Below are 19,359 nucleotides of genomic sequence, written 5' to 3'. Positions count from 1 at the left end.
GAATAGTTGGTCATATACAATATGATGACGTTTAAGATGTCTGTCATTCATTTCGGACCTCGAATTCAGGACTCACTACATTATGTCATGCCCCATCACGCTCTTCGCTGCTGGCAGTTTACGGCTGGCCTTTACCCCGCTGATAAACCAGTTCACGTCTCTAAGCGGAATTGACGTTTGTGTGGAATACGGCCCGGCCGGATTATTACGCGAACGTATAGAAGCCGGTGAACCTTGTGCCTTATTTGCCTCGGCCAATCGTGCACATCCGCAGCAGTTGCTGGCCAGCGGTAGGGCACGGTCCGTGCATACCTTTTGCTGGAACCAACTGAGCCTCACCACCCGCAAAACCGGCGAATGGCTGGAGTTACTGCGAGATCCAACCCTGCGTATTGGCACCTCAACCCCCGGCTGTGACCCTTCCGGGGATTATACCTGGGCATTATTCGACAGCCTCGATATGCTCGAACCCGGCCTTGGACAGCGCCTGCGCGAACGCGCTATTCCCCTTGTCGGTGGCCGTGACACGGTTAAGGTGCCAAATGGCGAACTGGCCAGCGCGTGGATTATTCGCCAGGGCCTGGCGGATTTGTTTATTGGCTACGCGCACTATGCAACAGCACTTGCCGGGCAGCCCGATATTCGCTGCGTAACGATCCCCACGGACCATAACATTCGCTGTGAATACCAGCTGGCGGTGCTCGAGGCGTCTAAAAACGTCAAAGCGCTGGTTGATTTTATCCTCGCGCGCGACGGACAAACATGTTTGGCCAGCGCCGGTTTTAAAACACTTAACGATGAATGGTAAACAGCGGCGCGATAAACGGCGTCGGATGCGGGTCCACGCTAATTTTTCGCAGCGGTAAACCGTACGCCTGGAACAAATTATCTTCCGTCACAATCTCCTGAGTTGGCCCCGCCAGCCATCTCCCCTGCGGCAACAACAGCAGCGTATGACTGGCTATCTGTAGTGCATGCTGCGGATCGTGCGTTGTAAAGAGTATGCTGCAGCCCTGGCGATACGCCAGATCGCTGATAAGCTGCAGCACCACCTGCTGATTGGCTAAATCCAGCGCGGAACAGGGTTCATCAAGCAACAGCGTTTGACAATCCGTGACCAACGCCCGGGCGATCATTACCAACTGTTGCTGCCCGCCGGAAAGTGAACAAAAGGTACAGGACGCAAGATGCGCAATATTGAGCTGCTCCCGCCCGCTTTTTATCCTGCTGGCCCGGTTGAGCAAATAACTTTACATGCTGCGCGCGGCCCATCAGCACGACATCGCTAACGGTGTAGGGAAACGGTAAGCGCGTATGCTGCGCCACAATACCCATTCCCCCCTCACTTTGTATGTTTCCACCCAACAACGGCAGCGTACCGGTCAGCGTATCCAGCAACGTGCTCTTCCCCAAACCGTTACGCCCGAGCACGGCCCAGATATTGCCTTTCTCACAGCGGAACGTGAGCGGCGCAAACAACGGCATCCGGTAGCCATACTCCAACTGATCGACGTTAAGTGCGGCAGATATCATCGTATCCCCCGTCGGCTGGACTGAATCAGCAAAAAGGCAAACAGCGGCGCACCGAGCAAGGCGGTGATGATCCCCAGAGGAATTTCCGTAGGTAGCAGCGTGCGGGCAATATCATCCACCACAATCATAAAACCGCCGCCCAGCCAGAAAGCACAGGGGAGTAACCGACGGTGATCAACGCCTACCAGCAGGCGGGCCAGATGCGGGATCACCAGACCCACCCAGGCAATACTGCCGCTGACGGAGACCTGCGCCGCAACCAGCAATGCGCAGCACAGCAACACGCTGCGCCGCAGCGGAACCACCGCCACCCCGAGCGCTGTGGCGTCTTTATCGTTGAGTGATAACAGGTTGATTCGCCAGCGCAACTGGTACAACAGCATGGCCGCAATGCCGACCGGCACCGTCAGCAGCCACACTTTATGCCAGTTGGCGGTCGCAAAACTGCCCAACAGCCAGAATACAATGCTGGGTAACGTCTCTTCGGTATCGGCCTGGTATTGAATCAGGCTCACCAGCGCGGCAAAAAAACCACTCAAAATAATGCCCGAGAGGATCAGCACCAGCGTGTTTTCCAGCCCCTGTAGCGCGGCAATGGCATATACCAGAATCAACGCCGCCAGACCAAAGAAGAACGTCGACCCCATCATCAGGAACGGATCAAGCCCAAACAAAATCGCTAGCGTGCCGCCAAATGCTGAGCCAGAGGTCACCCCAATAATATGCGGGTCCACCAGCGGATTATGAAACACGCCTTGCAGCGTAGCCCCACATAACCCCAGCGCGCCGCCCGCCAGCAGTGCCATCAAAATACGCGGGAGTCTGACGGTCCAGACGACCTGGTGCGCCATACCCTGCGAGTCTGCGTAATGGCTCAACAATGAGAACACATCGCGCAGCGACAGCGGATATTGCCCCACACACAGTGAGCCAACACCCAGCAGTAGCACCACGGTAATCAGTATCGGTTGCAGGGGGAAAGCGCGATTACTTAGCAGCATCGGACTGCCAGTTCACGCGGTAAAAACGGTGGTAGTAATCCTGTGCCTGCGCATCAACATCGATGTTTTTATAGGCATCCGGATAGAGTTTTTTTGCCATCCACAATTCACCCAGCGCCAGCGCTTCCGGCATCGGATATCCCCAGGCTTTGGCGTATTCCGGCATCAGCCAGACGCGATGATTTTTTACCGCATCGATGTTCTGCCAGTTGGGATCGTTTAGGATCTCCGTCACCACCTGCGGGTAGCGGTCCTGGACAAAAATCACCTGCGGGTTCCACGCTAACACCTGCTCCAGCGAAACCTGCCGCGCGCCTTTAACGCTCGCCGCAGCCACGTTTAGCCCTCCGGCATGCTGCATCATCAGGCCCGTGTACTTTCCGGCACCGTAAGTCATGAGATCGGGGTTGGCCATATAGATACGGACTTTTTGCGCCTGTGCAATCGCCGCTACCGGCGCATTGAATTTAGCCCTGGCCGAAAAAACGTAGTCGATCAGCGTTTCAGCCTGCGGTTTACGTCCCACCACGTCGGCAATCAGGCGAATCCCCTGCTTTAAGCCTTCGTTGTAGACCTGCTCTTCGTCAGCCATAGTCGGGTTCATTTTGTTCTGCTGGCCAGCAGCATCCTGACGTAATGAGATAGCCACCACCGGAATCCCGGCATTCTGAATCTGCTGGATCATCTCGGCAGGTGCATAGTTGGCAACAAACACCACTTGCGGGTGGGTAGCCAGCAGGCTTTCAATATTCACGCTGGTGAGATCGCCCGGCGTCGGCAGGGTCGTAATCGTCGGCATAAAGCGGGCGAACGCCGGTCCAAGCTGTTTTTTCCAGCTCGACATCACGCCGACAATGTCCTGCGTGGCATCCAGTTGAACCAGAATATTCAGCGTCTGGTGTTGTAACACCACCACCTTATTGACGCTATCGGGGATCGTGACCTGGCGGCCAAGCTGATCGGTTATCGTGCGGTCTGCCTGCGCCGAAAACGCAAACAACATGCTGGCGCATACCAGCAAAAATGAACGAAGAGTTAACATAGATACCATCTGGACAGGAGAAAAATCGATATATATTAAATTATATAACGAGGTATCTGGCAACGCATTTCCAATAAATCAGGTAACTCTACCGATGAAGATCAATTGACGTTGAGAAACCGACAGGAACAAAAAAGCCGACGATGTGTACCACCGTCGGCCAGGGTTGACGCTATACGCGCACTATCACGATTTAGTGACGGATTTAATAATTTCCAGCGCTTTTACGAACTGTTCCTGCGGAATGGTCAGCGGGTAGAGGAAACGGATCACGTTGCCGTACTGGCCGCAGGTAAGCAGCAGCAGTCCCTGCTCAAGGGCTTTCTTCTGTACGCGTTGCGCCGTGGCCGCAGAAGGCTCTCCGGTGCTGGCATCACAAAACTCAGCGGCAATCATCGATCCTAACCCACGCACTTCGGCAAGTTCCGGACACCACGCACGGGCATCGGTCAGCGTGGCACGCAGTTGTTCACCCAGCGCTGCTGCTCGCTGGCACAGTTGCTCATCATGAATGATATCAAGCACCGCGTGAGCGGCCGCCACGGCGAGCGGGTTACCGGCATAGGTACCGCCCAGACCACCCGGTGCAGGGGCATCCATAATTTCGGCTTTGCCGACCACGCCGGACAGCGGCATACCGCCCGCCAGGCTTTTCGCCATGGTCATCAGATCGGCTTTGTGGGCGTAATGGTCCATGGCAAAAAGCTCGCCGGTGCGGGCAAAACCACTCTGGACTTCATCGGCAATCATCACAATACCGTGCTCATCGCAGATGCGACGAATAGCGGCAACGAATTCAGGTGGGGCCACCACAAAGCCCCCTTCACCCTGGACGGGTTCGAAGATAATCGCTGCGACCTGGCTGGCGTCGATATCAGCTTTAAACAGACGCTCGATGGCTTTTATCGAATCTGCGGTGGTGATGCCCTGCAACTCAGAAGGATACGGTGCGTGGTAAACCGATCCCGGGAACGGCCCGAAGCCTTTTTTATACGGTGCGACCTTGCCGGTCAGCGCCATCGTCATATAGGTACGGCCATGAAATCCCCCGCCAAACGCGATCACGCCGGGACGGCCGGTGTGTGCGCGGGCAATTTTAACCGCGTTTTCGACAGCTTCTGCGCCGGTGGTAAAGAACGTGGTTTTACGCAAACCGTCAATCGGCGCGGCCGCATTGATTTTCTCCGCCAGCGAGACGTAGCTTTCGTACGGGACAATCTGATAGGCCGTGTGGGTAAAGGCTTGAAGTTGCGCTTCAACCGCCTGCACCATACGAGGATGACGGTGTCCAGTATTCAGGACGGCAATCCCGGCAGCAAAATCAATATATTGATTGCCTTCGATATCGGTAATGGTGCTGTTTTCTGCCGACTGGGCGAAAAAGTCACACATTACGCCCACGCCACGCGGGGTTGCATCCAGACGACGTTGTTGCAGGTTTTTATTATTCATTCTCTACACCTTGTTCATAAACACATTCAGGGTTGAATTACCCTTTAAATCTAGACGCCATCTGGTACTTTAATCGAGAGCCAAATCGTTTTATTTTAAGGATCCAAATGCGTTCACTTGCCGGAGATGTGATCAAGCATGCATTTAGCCAGCAAACCGACGAGAAACTGCACCGGCGTTTGTATGCCGCCATCTGCAGCTGCATTCTTGAAGGCAGCTTGAAACCCGCCACCCGTATGCCACCTTCGCGCGATCTGGCGGGCGAACTGGCGTTATCGCGCAATACCGTCCTGCGAGTGTATGAGCAACTGCAGGCCGAAGGGTATATTTCTGCACGCACCAGCAGCGGCACGTTTGTCACCGACAGCGTGCTGGACAACCTCGCGCAACGGCCCGATAAAAAAAACGCCCCCCCCGCACAGGAAGACCGCGCCAGCCTGTCCGCCCGCTGCCTGGAGCTGCTCGGTAATGCCAGCGCCAGCCCGCGCCAGTGGGGGGCGTTTATTCCTGGCGTTCCGGATGTGCAACATTTCCCCCACCGCACGCTTAAAAAAATTCAGGACCGGCTGGCAAGACGCCTGCGCCCGGAGTTTCTCACCTATGATGCGGCGGGTGGCGACGGTGAACTAAAAGAAACGCTGGCGGACTATTTGCGTACCGCGCGCGGCGTCAGGTGTGCTCCTGAACAGATACTGATCACCGAAGGCATTCACCAGGCGTTGGATCTGGTGACCCGCACCCTGTGTAACCCTGGCGATAACGCCTGGATTGAAGAGCCAGGCTATTGGGGAATCAAAAATATTCTGCGCATCAACGCGGTTAACTTCTCGGCGATGGCGGTTGATGAACAGGGCATGGTACCGCCAGTGTCGTCAGCGGTGTCCCCGAAGCTGATTTTTGTGACACCGTCACATCAGTATCCGCTGGGGTCGGTGATGAGCCTGAGCCGGCGACGGCAGTTACTGTTTCGCGCACGTGAAACACGCAGTTGGATCGTGGAAGATGACTACGACAGCGAGTTTCGCTTTTCGGGGCAGCCTATTCCTTCACTGCAAGGACTGGAGGAAGAAAGTCCAGTTATCTACATCGGCACATTCAGTAAAACGCTCTATCCTGCCCTCCGACTCGGGTATGTTGTGCTGCCCAAACCGCTCGCTGCACCGCTGAAGAAAGTGCATAACGACCTCTATCGCGGCGGACACCTTTTGATTCAGGCCGCGCTGGCAGAGTTTATCCGCGAAGGCTACTACGCCGCGCATATCCGTAAAATGCGCCAACTGTACAGCCGCCGTCGTCAGACACTGGTGGACCTGATCGCCACGCAACTCGGAGAGGATTATCTGGGACCGTTCAACAGTAACGCCGGGCTGCATCTGATATTACAATTGCCAGCCCATGCCGACGACAGCATGATTGCACAGCTGGCGAATACGCAGGGGTTATTGGTACGACCGCTGTCACGTTACTACGTCAACGAAGAGAAACGCAGCGGTCTGTTGCTGGGTTTTGCCAGTATTGAAGAACATGAGATGGCCGCGGCGTTTTCCCGGCTGGCGGGCATTATCAAGGCAAACGTAGGATAAACGTTGCCGGATGGCGTCACTAACGCGTCTTATCCGACCTACAATAAGGTTTTTATAGGTCGGATAAGCGCAGCGCCATCAGGCATAACGCTTAGTGTGTAGCTGGTTTAAGTCCGGCAAGCTCCTCCTGACTGACCTCGCCATTGCCTTCACCCCAACTTTTTCGTACATAGTTGATCACATCGCGCATCTCAACTTCGGTCAGCAATCCGTTATACGCTGGCATCTTAAACGACACGTTGCCCCGCGTGGTCGGCGTTTCCGCGCCCTGCGAAATCACCCTGAACAGCGGAGTCGGATCGTCAACCATCACCAGCGGATTGTGGATAAGTGACGGCGCGTTGTTATCCGTGCCCTTGCCTTCCTGACCGTGACAGGTCGAGCAATAACGGTTGTAGACCACTTTTCCCGCCTGCGGTGAATTCGACCAGGACGCCGTGGTGGTGCCCGCTCGTGTCGGCTCCGGTTTGGCGTTTTTCAGGCTCCGCAGATACTGTGCAATCGCTGCAGCATCTTCATCCGTCAGGTATTGCGTACTCTCACTGACGACTTCAGCCATTGAACCCGAAACCGCAGCATGCTTGCTTTTACCGGTCAGTAACAGCGACGTTAACTCCTGCTCAGACATCCCGGTGCCCCGAAGGGACGGCGCATACCAGCCGTCAATCATCGCCCCGCTCAGGTACTGCGCATCGGCATTAGTATAGGCTTTCTCATTCATCGCCATTCCCCTCGGGGTATGGCAGGAGCCACAGTGGCCGGGTCCTTCAACCAGATAAGCTCCGCGCTGGATCCGCGCGGCACTGGCATCGGTACTGTTGCTACCTACCGCAGCCGTTGCAGGAGCGTCGGTAAAGAGCCAGTTCCAGATATGCAGCGGCCAGCGGGCTGAAATCAGCCAGGGGATCTCATTCTCTTTATTTGCTGTCGCAGACGGCGTGACATCATGCATAAAGTAGCGATACAGCGCCTGGACATCTTCGTCGGAGAGCTTTGCGTAAGACGGATATGGCATGGCCGGGTAAAGCGGATGGCCATCTTTGGCAATGCCCTGACGCACCGCTTTTTCAAAATCCTCGTAGGAATAGTTACCGATGCCGTGGGTTTTGTCCGGCGTGATATTTGTCGAGAAAATATCACCGACCGGCGTGGGAAACTTTTTGCCCCCTGCCATCGCGTCCCCACCCTCAGCGGTGTGACAGGCTACACAGTCTGAAATTCTGGCGATGTACTCACCGTGAGAGTCCGCGGCGGAAACCGTCGCGCTAAACAAACAGGCGACAAGAACGGTTACATTACGCATAGATCACCTCATACCCTTGAGTTCGTTAACCGCCCGCAATGCCTGATCGATCGCCGCATGTGCATACGCGCTCCAGTCGGCATCAGAGTTAGCGATCGCAATTCGGCCGATGGGTTGGCGTGCCCGCTCAACAACCTTCTCCATTTCATCCATGTCGTCGAACAGCGGGTTGGCGTAATAGGCATAGCCATGTGCCCAGCGGTTAACCGTAATAGCCGCGATATCACGTTGATTGTCAAAGCCTGTCGAGCCAAACATCTCCTGCAACTGGCCACGGATCATCTCTTCATGCGCAGCAAACGTGGTCCCCAGCAGATAGGCCCGTCCCAGTCGGAATTGTTCTCTCGCCGGTAAGTTACTGCCCGGATAGGTTGGCACATAGACCATATGAATCACCATCGGATCGTCCGGGGTCGCCGGGTGCTGATAGCCGCCAATGCTGACTGGATAGTCGAGCTTAATGCGACTGTACGGCGCAGCCGGGGAATAAAACTCGTGTACGCCGAGTTGCTTAAACGCCTGCCAGTTTTTCACCACTACGTTGGTGTACACCAGCGGCGCCTTTACGTTCAGCTTGAGGTCTGCCTGCTGTTGTTTCGGCATTTCCGGCACCAGGTACGGGATCATCATATTATAACCCGCCATGATGGCGTTTTTTGCGTGCACACGATGCAATTTGCCGTCACGCAGATAGGTTACGGCCACGCCGCCCGGCACGTTGGCCGCATTAATCACGCTACTGTTGAGGCGCAAACGCGTGGTATTTTCCGGCAGATCCAGCTTTTCGTAATGCAATCTGGCGAGGACGGAATCCTCCATGGTGGTCCCCGGCAAGGCATCCGGGAGCATATATCTGACCATTATTCGTGCCAGTCCCGCGTTGCCATCGGGGAAGTGATAAACATACGGCTCTTCGAGGTCGGCCAGTGACTCGCCGTCCAGCGGCGGCAGACCTAACGCTTCCATGCCCGGTAAGGCGCATGCCCGGGCATCGCTACAGGAAATGCCCTCAATACCGATAGCAAAGAAATCGTTGGAGCGCTGCTGGAAATAGAGCAGTGCCATTTTGCTTAAACCGACTTTCGTGGCCAGAAATTCACTGTAGCTGTGGGTATCCAGCCAGCTACTTTTCTCCTCGACCGTCATGCCCGGAAGGTAGTCGCCAGGGCGTACATGCAGATCGATAAGCGCTTTTCGGTCGCTCTCACTCAACGGAAAATCATTGATAAAGTCTTCAATCTTACGACCGTTGAGCCGGTACGGTGGAATATCGTCAGAAACCGCGCGTCCCGGATCGCCGCTGACAATTTTGGTCTCGCCAAAATTCTTTTTGTCGAAAAAGACACCGCGACTGAGCTGCCAGTCTGGATAGAAGTTGACGTCAAAACTCTCTTTGAGCTTGGTGGCGCTCACGCCGAGTGTTTCCATCAGCTTTTGTACGTCCGGGCTGAAATTATGCGCTGGCGACTGAAACGACTCACTGCCGCCATAGCCGATCAGTTTTTTTCCGGCTGTGCTAAATTCGTTACGTTTGGCGTGGCCGCCAAAATCATCATGGTTGTCGAGGATCAGAACCTTGCTGTTTTGCCCGACAAGTTGCCGCCAGAAACATCCGGCCGCCAGCCCGCTAATGCCGCCACCAACCACCACCAGGTCGTACTCTTCCTCGACCGGAAGCGCCGTTAAATCAAATTTTTTCTGTTCCCGGCCCAGCGCGTGAGCCATTTCAAACGAGCCCGGATGGTTACCACGCAGCCCCGTCAGGCTGGGAGGGTAATAACTTCCATCGATAAATTCATGTTCTTTTCCTGCCGCTCTGACCATATCCAGAGGGGTCAGCCCCGCGGCGATGGTGACCGCCACACCGTTGAGAAAATCACGTCGGGTAATTGCCATTAACTTGTCCTTTTGCCACGCACACACTGCCCTAAACACAGCACAAATGAGAGGGTCCCCCTCTCACAAGGGGGACCACCGACTACTTCACTGGCTTGAGTTCTTCATCCAGTTTTTTAGAATCATAATAATCACCCTGCCAGGTGATTTTTCCTGCCTTAACATGAATATAGCTGACGCCTTCAAATTTGATCGGATTATTTGTCGGCGGACTTCCTGCCCATTCGCCGCTATTTTTACCCGAGAACTCCCAACGAAATGCCACGGTATCTTCGTCATAGACGGGTTTGCCGACCATTTTCCAGTTCAGATCCGGGACCGCCTTAATGAATGCTCCAATCACCTCTTTCTCGGCTTTTTCCCTGCCAGTTATCGGCTCCCCGGCGGCGGCATCGTAATAGACCGCGTCGTCGGCCAGATACTGCGCTGCGAGCGGCGCGTTATGCGCATTCCAGGCCGCCATATACGCTTTTACGGTGTTCAGCGGGGAGCTGTCTGCCAGACTAAACTCCGAGAACATCACCAGCGACAGCGCAGCTATTTTTAATGTTTTCATCGTATTACCCGCTATTCAGAAATATCGCACATGATATGTTTCACTCGGGTGTACTCATCGAGTGAATAAGAGGAGAGATCTTTACCGTAGCCGGATTTCTTGAACCCGCCGTGCGGCATTTCCGCACACAGTGGAATATGGTTGTTGATCCACACCGTGCCAAAATCGAGGTCAATGCAAAAACGCTGTGCGCGGCCGTGGTTACCGGTCCAGACGCTTGCGGCCAGGCCGTATTCCACATCATTGGCTTTGTGCAACGCGTCTTCGTCAGTCGAAAAGGACTGAATCGCCATTACCGGACCAAACACTTCATGTTGAATGGCTTCGTCGTGCTGATGCAGACCGGAGATGATGGTTGGCTCAAAGTAGAAGCCCGGTCCGGGCCCTGCTCTGCCACCCGTTTCAATTTTTGCATGCGCAGGCAGACGCGCAATAAAACCTTGCACCTGCTCCAGTTGGTTCCGGCTATTCAACGCGCCATATAGCGCATCCCTATCCTGCGGGGGACCAAATTTGATGCTTTTTGTTTTCTGGATCAATTTTTCCAAAAACTCAGCATAAACGGACTGCTCGACGAGAATTCGCGTGGCGGCAGTACAATCTTGCCCGGCATTGAAAAAGCCGGCGGTAGCGATCGTCTCAATCGCCCTGTCGATATTCGCGTCGGCAAATACCACGGCGGGCGCTTTACCGCCCAACTCCAAATGGGCTTTGGTCAGGTTTGCCGCCGCCGACGCGGCCACCTGTAGACCCGCACGTACCGAGCCAGTAATCGAAACCAGTGAGGCCGTCGGGTTCGACACCACCAGCGAACCGGTTTTGGCTTTCCCTAATACCACATTAAACGCCCCTTTCGGGAACAGCGGCGCGGCCAGCTCAGCCAGCAGCAGCGTGCTGACCGGCGTGGTGTCACTCGGTTTAAGCACCACCGTATTGCCTGCCGCCAGCGCAGGGGCTATCTTCCACACCGCCATCATAAACGGGTAATTCCACGGCGTGACTTGCCCCACAATACCCAGCGGTTCGCGACGAATGGTTGAGGTGAACCCGGCAGAATATTCACCGGCAGCCTTCCCTTCAAGGCAGCGCGCGGCACCGGCAAAAAATCGAATAGCGTCGCAGGAGGCCGCGATCTCTTCTTTCTCAATAAAATGGCGCAGCTGTCCAGTTTCCTGACTCTGGGCGTTAACCAGTCGCTCTACATTGCGTTCGATTTCATCAGCCAGCGCCAGAAGCGCTTTTTGCCGCTGTGCGGGCGTCGATTTCTTCCAGATACTGAACGCGGCAGAGGCGGCCGAGTAGGCCAGATCGACTTCTGCTGCCCCACCATTGGGCGATAACGCGTATGTTTCACCGTCCACCGGGCTGACCAGCTCAAACGCGTCTTCGGTACTGCCCGCCACGTAGTGTCCGTTAATAAAATGCTTCAGGGTTTTCATGACTGTCTCCTGCCCGTTAATACATAAAGAATCTTATGTAATATATATATTGTAAAATTTTTTCAAATGCGCAACATTGACAGTATGATAAACGTCGCATTTTTAACTTAAATTTTACATTTTCGCGGTAAGGTTATTCATCGTCATTTGACGCTAACGGGACACACATCCGCCTGTGCAACGGTTTTGTGCATGGGCAGGTAAAATAACGCGACCATTCTGACCTTCCTTGCCTGACAGGCTTGTGTTAGAAAGGGTTGTTGTTTCAGGGAATTGAGTGCAGAAAAGATTATGATTACTCATGCGGTCATATTTGCGCCTATCGGGCAGGTCAGTCGTTCCGACCAGATTGTGCAGCGCCTTTCAAACGCCATCATTACGGGATTGCTCGAGCCAAAAGAGCAACTGCCCAACGAAACCGACCTGGCAAAGATGATGGGCGTCTCACATATCACCATCAGAGAAGCACTCAACACGCTTCGGGCTAATAATCTTATCCATACGGTTCGTGGCCGAAATGGCGGCAGCTTCGTTTGCGAAAATATTGATGGCAAAAATAGCGTCCTGCATCCGTTTAAATCGATTGGCACCGATTACCTTTCCGACTTAGGCGAAATGCATTGCGCCATTATCAGCCACAGCGCCAGGCTGGCCTCCCGGCGCATGACCAATGCGGATATCGCTAAATTTCGCGAGTTTGTTGAGGTGTTAAGAAAGGCTGATTCACCCGAATTAATGACCCAGGCCGATATGCGTTGCCTACTGGCGATCGCCGCCAGTTCGCATTCAGCGCGGCTGGCGAATCAGGAGCTGCAGGTGCAGGCGGAGTGGGCTTCGCTGGTCGCTATACTTTATCGTTCTGGCACTATTCACGCCGAGATCATTGCGCTCTATTCGGCGCTGGCCGATGCGCTGGCCGCGCATAATGAGACGGAATCGGTGCAGTTTGCCACCCAGATTATCGATACCTGTACCTATTATCTTATTGAAAAAAAGCTGAAATATAACGCGAACTGACCATCAGTGAAGGCAGGAAAGACCATGAGCTCTTCGACATCCCTTAGCGCATTAATCCTTAAAATTGAAGATATTACTGTCTCTACCGTAGAGTCTACCGTTGCGCTGGCGAGGAGCATCCACGAGGCGATTGCCGGTGTACAAAAAGGCTCGGCAGAGGTGGTCCTCGACCCGGCAGTGAGAGCCACTGTTCAGCAGCACATTAAACACACGCTGAATCACAATCACTATTGCTCGGGTGCCGGATTCGCCAGCCATATTGAGAATACGCCAACCCGCAACGAGTATTGGCTGCTGGAGTGGTGGTATAAGAAAGATAACGGTCTGAGTCAGGCGCATCTGGATTTAGATCAGGCCACCCAACAGCGGCTGGATTTCAGAACCTTCGAGTGGTTTAAGCATTCTCCTCCTGCTGGTGAAGCCTATATTCACGGGCCTTACGTCGACTATATCTGCAACATTTCTTACACACTGACCTCGGCGGTGCCCGTTTACTACCATGACCAGTTTCTTGGCGTCGCCGCTGTCGATCTGCTGGTTAGCCAGATCGAGGCAGAACTGCTCTCCTGCCCCCAACCTGACTATGTCATTCTGACCAATCTGGAAAACCGGATTATCTTCTCCAGTTGGCCACGCTGTCGCGTGGGAGAATTACTGTCACCGACGAATACCCGTATTGTGTATCAGAGCGACTACTTCATTCTTTACCACTATCAACACTAAGGGGATAGGCTCTAAGGGCCCGAAGGCCCTTTGTTTAATTATCCTGCCCCATATTAAGCTTGTTTGCGTAGGCTATCGCATCATTTTCCGGTGCCGCAGAGCGACCAAACGGACGCGTCAGGAACATGTAGATAAGCCCCGAACCCACCACAATCGCCAGGCCAAACAGCACCGTCCAGCGGTCGATGAAATCACTGCTGTCAGCGGGTTGGGCCAGCAGCCAAATCCCGCATAACCCGTAAGCTAACGCCAGCACGTTAACCAGAGTCCCCCAACCACCGATGGTCCACTCACCCGCCGGTTTCCAGCCTTTCAGGCGCTGGCGCAGCGCTGCCAGCACGACCATCTGGAAGGAAATATAGATACCGATAACGGCAAACGCGGTAATGCGCGACAGATTATCGGGCTGGAAATAGACCCAAACACAGATAATCACCGGCAGTAAGCAACTGACCACCATGGCATTATCGGGAACACCATTTTTAGAGATTTTGGACATCCACTCGCTTCCCGGCAGCATTCTGTCACGGGAGAAAGAAAAGATAAGGCGGCTCAGCGCAGCCTGGAGAGAGAGAATACACGACAGCATGGCGATAATCGCGACGATGATAAAGACCGTCGCGCCGGTTTCCCCCAGGGCCTCATTGAGGATAGCCGGGATCGGATCGGCCGTTTTACCATTGACAATACTGACCAGATTCGGCGAAGCCAGCAGATACCCCATGACGGAAATAATGGCCGAGATCGCACCAAACACGATACTCAGGATCATCGCAATCGGGATTTTTTTGCTTGGGTTCTTCACCTCTTCCGCAACGTTGCCGCAGGCTTCAAAGCCAAAGAACATAAACAGGCCCATCAGCGCGGCAGACATAAAGGCGGTGGAGTAGCTCCCGTCCTGGGCCAGCACGCCCATTGAATCAAATATCACCGAGAATGGCTGTGAACGGTGGAATATCAGCAGGTAAATCCCCAGCGCAATCACGCTGACGATCTCACACCAGAAACCAATTTTGGCGACCCGGGCAAGATTCTTTGTCCCGGACATATTCACCGCCATCATCAAGAGCAGCAGCACCACGGATGTCAGCAGCATGGTGGCCGGAGTCTGACCATAGTGGAATAATGACTCGACGAAGGTTGAGGTGTATTCCGCGATTGAGGTGATGGTCACCACCAGCGCCCACAGGTAAATCCAGGCGGCGATCCACGCATATTTTTTCCCCCACAACCTTCTGGCCCAGGGATACAGCCCTCCGGTTATCGGATACTGAGACGCCACTTCGCCAAACACCAGCGCAACCAGAAGCTGCCCACAGGCGACGATTAAAATCCACCATACCGCCGGTGGCCCTGCCAGCGTTACAGCAAGCGCAAACAGCGAATACACGGCGGTGAGTGGCGACAGGTAGGTAAAACCCAGCGCAAAGTTAGAGATAAGTCCGATCGAACGGTTGAACTGCTCTTTGCCATCTTTTTGAAAATTATCGTTTTTATTATCAGGTATCTGTTCCATATCTCTTTCTCTTTTGTGGAATAGTCACAGGGGTTAACGATTAATGTATAAAAGATATTAAGTTATATGTATAGTGATTTTGTCATGATATTGTTAAAAATGATCGCGCATCACGTTCCTGAATAAACAGGCTTGCCGCATGATTGCGAAACATATTATTAACATCCTGGCAAGTTGTGACGGGTTAAAAAACGGACACAAAAGAGGTGGTTAGCGAGGTCCGCCGCGCACCGGAGCGGTGTTTCAGTTCAGGGGCGCGGCGTTGGCGTGCATGTCAGATTATCGGTTCGGACAACACCGACAAACCGAACTGTTCAATAAAGCGATCGACTGTATTTCTATCCTCATCCGTTAAGGCCCAGCCGGGTTTTCGACAATACTCATCAGCAATAATCCCCCGACGTAGCAATATCCTTTTTTCAATCTGAATGATGTATTCACAATGCTGCATCCAGCGCTGGATATAGGGTAACAGCGCGTCATGTAATTGCGCGGCCTGCTGCGGCTCTCCGGCCAGCCAGTGACGATAAATACGCACATAAATTTCGCTGAACGAGCACCCCGGCATCACGCCTTTCCCTCGAGCTTCCAGCATTTGTAGCATATACAGACCGGCGTAGCCGTTCAGTACGTGGGCGTCGGGTGCATGCAGGAGAAACTCGCGGGTGTACGCCACCGGCGGATTACATTCAATCTTAAATACCGCGTGCGGATAGCGTTTGGCCACCTCGGCTAACTGCGCTGGCGTGACCGGAAATCCGGTCTAACCCGGTGCGTATTGCACCATCACGGGAATAGTCACCGCCTCCAGCACCGCAGAAATATGCGCCTGAACGGCCGCAAGTGACGGTTGCAGGAAAAACGGTGGCAAAAGCATCAGCGCGTCAGCCCCCATACTCTGATACCGACGCGCCCGACGTACAGCAAGGTCGGTGCTGTGGTCAGTAACAGAGATCGCGCGAAACACGCGGCTATCCGCCAGTTCAGCCAGAAAGGTTTCCGCCAGCTGCCCTCGCTCACTGTCGTCAAGCTTGGGAAATTCGCTGGCAATGCCAAACAGCGTCAGGCCGTTAACGCCGGTGGCACTAAGATGGGCTAACAGGCGGCGAAAACTCACCCTATCAACGTCACCTTGCGGCGTAAACGGCATCGCCACAATGGGATTTACGCCCCGAATGTTATCGACCGAACTCATAAAAAGTCCTCCCTGTCAGCCAGCACAGCCCCCTGCGCTGCCGGTAACGCCCAGCGACGATACAGCCGCAAGAAGCCGCGGGGGACCTCTTTATGCACCAGTTGGCAACGTTGCTGACGTTCGTTCAGCTCGCACTCGGCCACATTCAGCGTTAAGGCGCGCTTTGGAATATCAATGCTGATGGAGTCACCGTTTTCAACCAACGCCAGTACACCGCCATCGCTGGCTTCGGGCGAAATATGCCCCACGAATAGTCCGCGATTCGAGCCTGAAAAACGCCCGTCAGTGATCAGCGCGCAGGAATCAGAGAGGTTCATCCCTTCGAGGAATTTCATTGGCTTGTACATTTCCGGCATCCCGGGCCCACCTTTCGGTCCTTCATAGCGCAAGACCAGCACGCTGCCGGGCTGGATATCGCCCGAGAGGATCGTCGCCACCGCGTCGTCTTCACTGTTAAAGACCACGGCCGGCCCGGTGAATACCATCAAATGATCCGGGACCGCTGCAGGTTTCACCACACAACCCATCGGCGAAAGATTGCCGTGCAGCACGGCGACGCCTGACTCATTTCGCACCGGGATTGCCAGAGTATGAATCACTTCCGGGCGACGGGTGACCGGAACGTCTCTCAGCCATTCTCCTTTTGTCTGCCCATTCACCGTCAGGCAAGTGAGATCGAGCAGATTGACGATCTCTTTTTCCACCGCCGCTACGCCTCCCGCTTCCCAGAAATCGATCATGTCGTATTCCGATGCAGGATAAAGCGAGGCTACCAGTGGCACCTGATGACTGAGGGCGTCAAATTCCGAGAGAGGAAGATGGCCCAGTTCCGCTTCGTAATAAATGGCCTGTAGATGCAGAATGGCGTTCGTTGATCCCCCCGTCGCCAATAAATAGGTCATCGCATTAAGGATAGATTCGCGCGTAATAATCTGACGGGCGTTCACACTGCGCTTCACCAAATCGACTGCGGTCATCCCTGTTGCATAGGCGCACTCCCGTCGTTCACCCGAGATAGCGGGCAACGTACTGCTCCCCGGCAGGCTCATGCCCAGCACTTCCGCAATACAGCACATGGTATTGGCGGTACCGTACATGGTGCAGGAACCGTGTCCCGGCTCCGCAATATCCTCAATATGGCGGAACTCAGCATCATCAATTTCGCCACGACGTTTCCAGCCAATGGCCTCGGTGACAATATTGCCGTCCCAGTGTTTGCCTTTATATTCTGCGGGATACATCGGCCCGCCGTTCAGCAGAATCGCCGGAATATCGAGTCGCGCCGCCGCCATCAGCATAGCCGGAACAATTTTGTCGCACGAGCCCAGCAGCACCATGCCATCAAAGCGGTGGGCACGCATCATCACTTCTATCGAACTGGCGATGATTTCACGCGCCGCCAGAATATAGCGCATGCCGAGATGCCCTTCGGCAATGCCGTCGCAGGGGGCGATAGTGCCAAATACCATCCCCACCCCGCCCGCTTCATCAATCCCTTTCAGTACATGCGCGGTCAGCTCATTGAGGTTGGCATGCCCCGCCGTCGCATTGGTGTAGCTATTAACTACGGCAATCACCGGACGGCGAAGTTGCTCGTCCGTGTGGCCCATCGATTTGTAGAGGGCGCGCTTTAACGCGCCATCATCACCACTGAGGATCGGATTGAAGTGTTCGCCACCACAACCGCCACATCCGCTGCCACAACTGCTCATATATGACCTCTTTTGGTTAATACGGTGTTTTCTGCCTGTACCGCCGTTTTTCGATCGCGAGGGTTAACCAGGCGAGCCGGGATGAGGAAAATTAGCGGTGCGCACAGCACCAGAAATCCCGCCAGAATGTACAATCCACTGCTGGTACTGCCGGTGGTGTCCTTCAGCCAGCCGAGAACCGTGGGGCCAAAGAACCCGGCCAGATTACCGATGGAGTTGACTAATGCGATGCCTGCGGCGGCGGCCGTGCCCGAAAGCAGCGTCCCAGGCAAGCTGATATAGGTGGGAATCAGTGATAACGTGCCGGACATCGCCACGCAGATCCACGCCATCATCCAGAACGTTGAACCTTCATTCAGGGCGCTGAATGTCAGTCCAATGGCGCCAACGATTGCCGGGATCGCAATATGCCAGCGACGCTCCTGTTTCAAATCCGAATGACGACTGTTCCACAACATGAAGGCTGCGCCGAAGATATAGGGAACTGCTGCCAGCAGACCAATCGTTAAATCATCCTGCACACCTGAGCTTTTTATGATCGACGGCAGCCAGAAGTTAATCCCGTAGTAGCCAATGTTGAAGCTAAAAAAGATCACCGCCAGCAGCCAGACAAAGCGGTTACGCAACATCGCAGACAGGCTATGTTGTGGCATTCCCGCATTGGCGGCGTCTTTATCCAACTGGTCTTTTTGCAGATCCTGCTCAATTACTGCTTTCTCCTGGTCCGATAACCAGGTCGCCGATTTCACATCGTTGTCGAGATAACGCAGTACCACAAACGCCAGCAGGAATGAGGGGATCGCCTCCACCAGGAACAACCACTGCCAGTTGTGCAGATTACCCACACCTTCAAACATTTTCAGGATCAACCCTGACAGCGGGCTGCCGATAATAGTCGAGAGCGGAGTCACCAGAATAAACAGACCCAGCGTGCGCGCCGAGCGCCATGAGGGAAACCACAACGTTAAATAGTACACAATACCCGGGAAGAACCCGGCTTCCGCTACACCGAGCAGGAAGCGAATGACATAGAACTGAGTTGGGGTGGTGACAAACATCGTTAATGCGGATAGCACCGCCCAACTGGCCATAATGCGCGCTATCCAAAAACGGGGGCCAAAGCGCTGCATCAGCAGGTTACTGGGTACTTCAAAAATAAAGTAACCAATGAAAAAGATGCCCGCGCCAATGCCATACACCGTATCGCTGAGATTCAGCGCATCCTGCATATGGAGTTTGGCAAATCCCACGTTCACACGATCAAGGTAAGCAAAGAAATAACACAGGATTAAAAACGGGATCAGCCGTCGGGTCACTTTACGATAAACCGCATTTTTATTTTCGCTATCAAGGGTACGCGTATTCATCTTTCAGCCTCTTGAAGGGTTATT

General features: G+C 54.1%; 14 protein-coding genes and 2 pseudogenes. 4 read left to right on the top strand and 12 right to left on the bottom strand.

Features of this window, described 5'->3' with window-relative positions:
- Positions 1–82: 82 nt before the first annotated feature.
- Positions 83–808 (top strand): substrate-binding domain-containing protein, encoded by a 726-nt coding sequence (locus FDX22_RS04665; protein WP_146716782.1) that lies wholly within the window; start codon positions 83–85, stop codon positions 806–808.
- On the opposite strand, the pseudogene FDX22_RS04660 reads toward FDX22_RS04665, so the two are convergent.
- From FDX22_RS04660 to puuE, 4 genes and pseudogenes are all read right to left on the bottom strand, one after another.
- Positions 792–1,533 (bottom strand): annotated as a pseudogene (locus FDX22_RS04660) (ABC transporter ATP-binding protein). The gene FDX22_RS04665 and the pseudogene FDX22_RS04660 overlap by 17 nt on opposite strands.
- The gene (locus FDX22_RS04655) at positions 1,530–2,534 is read right to left on the bottom strand and encodes an iron ABC transporter permease (protein WP_146716781.1); all 1,005 of its coding nucleotides are present in this window, start codon (positions 2,532–2,534) and stop codon (positions 1,530–1,532) included. Before FDX22_RS04655 ends, FDX22_RS04660 begins: the two are co-directional and overlap by 4 nt.
- Entirely contained in the window at positions 2,521–3,576 is a 1,056-nt protein-coding gene (locus FDX22_RS04650) for an ABC transporter substrate-binding protein (protein ID WP_115258598.1), read from the bottom strand. Before FDX22_RS04650 ends, FDX22_RS04655 begins: the two co-directional genes overlap by 14 nt.
- A gap of 186 nt (positions 3,577–3,762) precedes the next feature.
- Positions 3,763–5,028 carry a 4-aminobutyrate transaminase gene (gene puuE / locus FDX22_RS04645; protein WP_135912111.1) on the bottom strand — a complete coding sequence of 422 codons (1,266 nt, stop codon included), beginning with the start codon at positions 5,026–5,028 and terminating at the stop codon, positions 3,763–3,765.
- A gap of 107 nt (positions 5,029–5,135) precedes the next feature.
- Between puuE and FDX22_RS04640 the strand changes: the two genes are divergently transcribed.
- On the top strand, positions 5,136–6,611 hold the full coding sequence (locus tag FDX22_RS04640; RefSeq protein WP_146716780.1) for a PLP-dependent aminotransferase family protein: 1,476 nt from the start codon (positions 5,136–5,138) through the stop codon (positions 6,609–6,611).
- Positions 6,612–6,702: 91 nt separating this feature from the next.
- On the opposite strand, the gene FDX22_RS04635 is transcribed toward FDX22_RS04640, so the two are convergent.
- The 4 genes from FDX22_RS04635 to FDX22_RS04620 form a co-directional block, all read right to left on the bottom strand.
- On the bottom strand, positions 6,703–7,914 hold the full coding sequence (locus FDX22_RS04635; RefSeq protein WP_146716779.1) for a cytochrome c: 1,212 nt from the start codon (positions 7,912–7,914) through the stop codon (positions 6,703–6,705).
- Positions 7,915–7,917: 3 nt separating this feature from the next.
- Complete coding sequence (locus FDX22_RS04630; RefSeq protein ID WP_146716778.1) at positions 7,918–9,810, bottom strand: FAD/NAD(P)-binding protein; 1,893 nt, start codon at positions 9,808–9,810, stop codon at positions 7,918–7,920.
- 82 nt (positions 9,811–9,892) lie between these two features.
- On the bottom strand, positions 9,893–10,366 hold the full coding sequence (locus FDX22_RS04625) for an ester cyclase (protein WP_146716777.1): 474 nt from the start codon (positions 10,364–10,366) through the stop codon (positions 9,893–9,895).
- Between the two features lie 11 nt (positions 10,367–10,377).
- On the bottom strand, positions 10,378–11,805 hold the full coding sequence (locus FDX22_RS04620) for an aminobutyraldehyde dehydrogenase (RefSeq protein WP_146716776.1): 1,428 nt from the start codon (positions 11,803–11,805) through the stop codon (positions 10,378–10,380).
- Positions 11,806–12,096: 291 nt separating this feature from the next.
- On the opposite strand from FDX22_RS04620, the gene FDX22_RS04615 reads away from it, so the two are divergent.
- Together FDX22_RS04615 and FDX22_RS04610 are read left to right on the top strand one after the other, a co-directional pair.
- Positions 12,097–12,822, top strand: a complete 726-nt coding sequence (locus FDX22_RS04615; protein ID WP_115258605.1) for a FadR/GntR family transcriptional regulator — start codon at positions 12,097–12,099, stop codon at positions 12,820–12,822.
- A gap of 24 nt (positions 12,823–12,846) precedes the next feature.
- Complete coding sequence (locus tag FDX22_RS04610; protein WP_146716775.1) at positions 12,847–13,545, top strand: cache domain-containing protein; 699 nt, start codon at positions 12,847–12,849, stop codon at positions 13,543–13,545.
- Positions 13,546–13,579: 34 nt separating this feature from the next.
- Here FDX22_RS04610 and FDX22_RS04605 read toward each other — a convergent pair whose 3' ends face one another.
- From FDX22_RS04605 to FDX22_RS04590, 4 genes and pseudogenes are all read right to left on the bottom strand, one after another.
- Entirely contained in the window at positions 13,580–15,061 is a 1,482-nt protein-coding gene (locus FDX22_RS04605) for an APC family permease (protein WP_096757191.1), read from the bottom strand.
- Positions 15,062–15,335: 274 nt separating this feature from the next.
- Positions 15,336–16,256, bottom strand: a pseudogene (locus tag FDX22_RS04600) (dihydrodipicolinate synthase family protein).
- Positions 16,253–17,968, bottom strand: a complete 1,716-nt coding sequence (gene ilvD, locus FDX22_RS04595; RefSeq protein WP_146716774.1) for a dihydroxy-acid dehydratase — start codon at positions 17,966–17,968, stop codon at positions 16,253–16,255. The pseudogene FDX22_RS04600 and the gene ilvD overlap by 4 nt, the downstream one beginning before the upstream one ends.
- Positions 17,965–19,335 carry an MFS transporter gene (locus FDX22_RS04590; RefSeq protein ID WP_115258610.1) on the bottom strand — a complete coding sequence of 457 codons (1,371 nt, stop codon included), beginning with the start codon at positions 19,333–19,335 and terminating at the stop codon, positions 17,965–17,967. Before FDX22_RS04590 ends, ilvD begins: the two co-directional genes overlap by 4 nt.
- Between the last annotated feature and the right edge of the window lie 24 nt (positions 19,336–19,359).

The sequence above is a fragment of the Citrobacter sp. TBCS-14 genome, assembly GCF_005280805.1.
Classification (GTDB): Bacteria; Pseudomonadota; Gammaproteobacteria; order Enterobacterales; family Enterobacteriaceae; genus Citrobacter; species Citrobacter gillenii.
The sequence above is the reverse complement of the archived record's forward strand: the minus strand, read 5'-3'. Positions and strand labels throughout refer to the sequence as shown.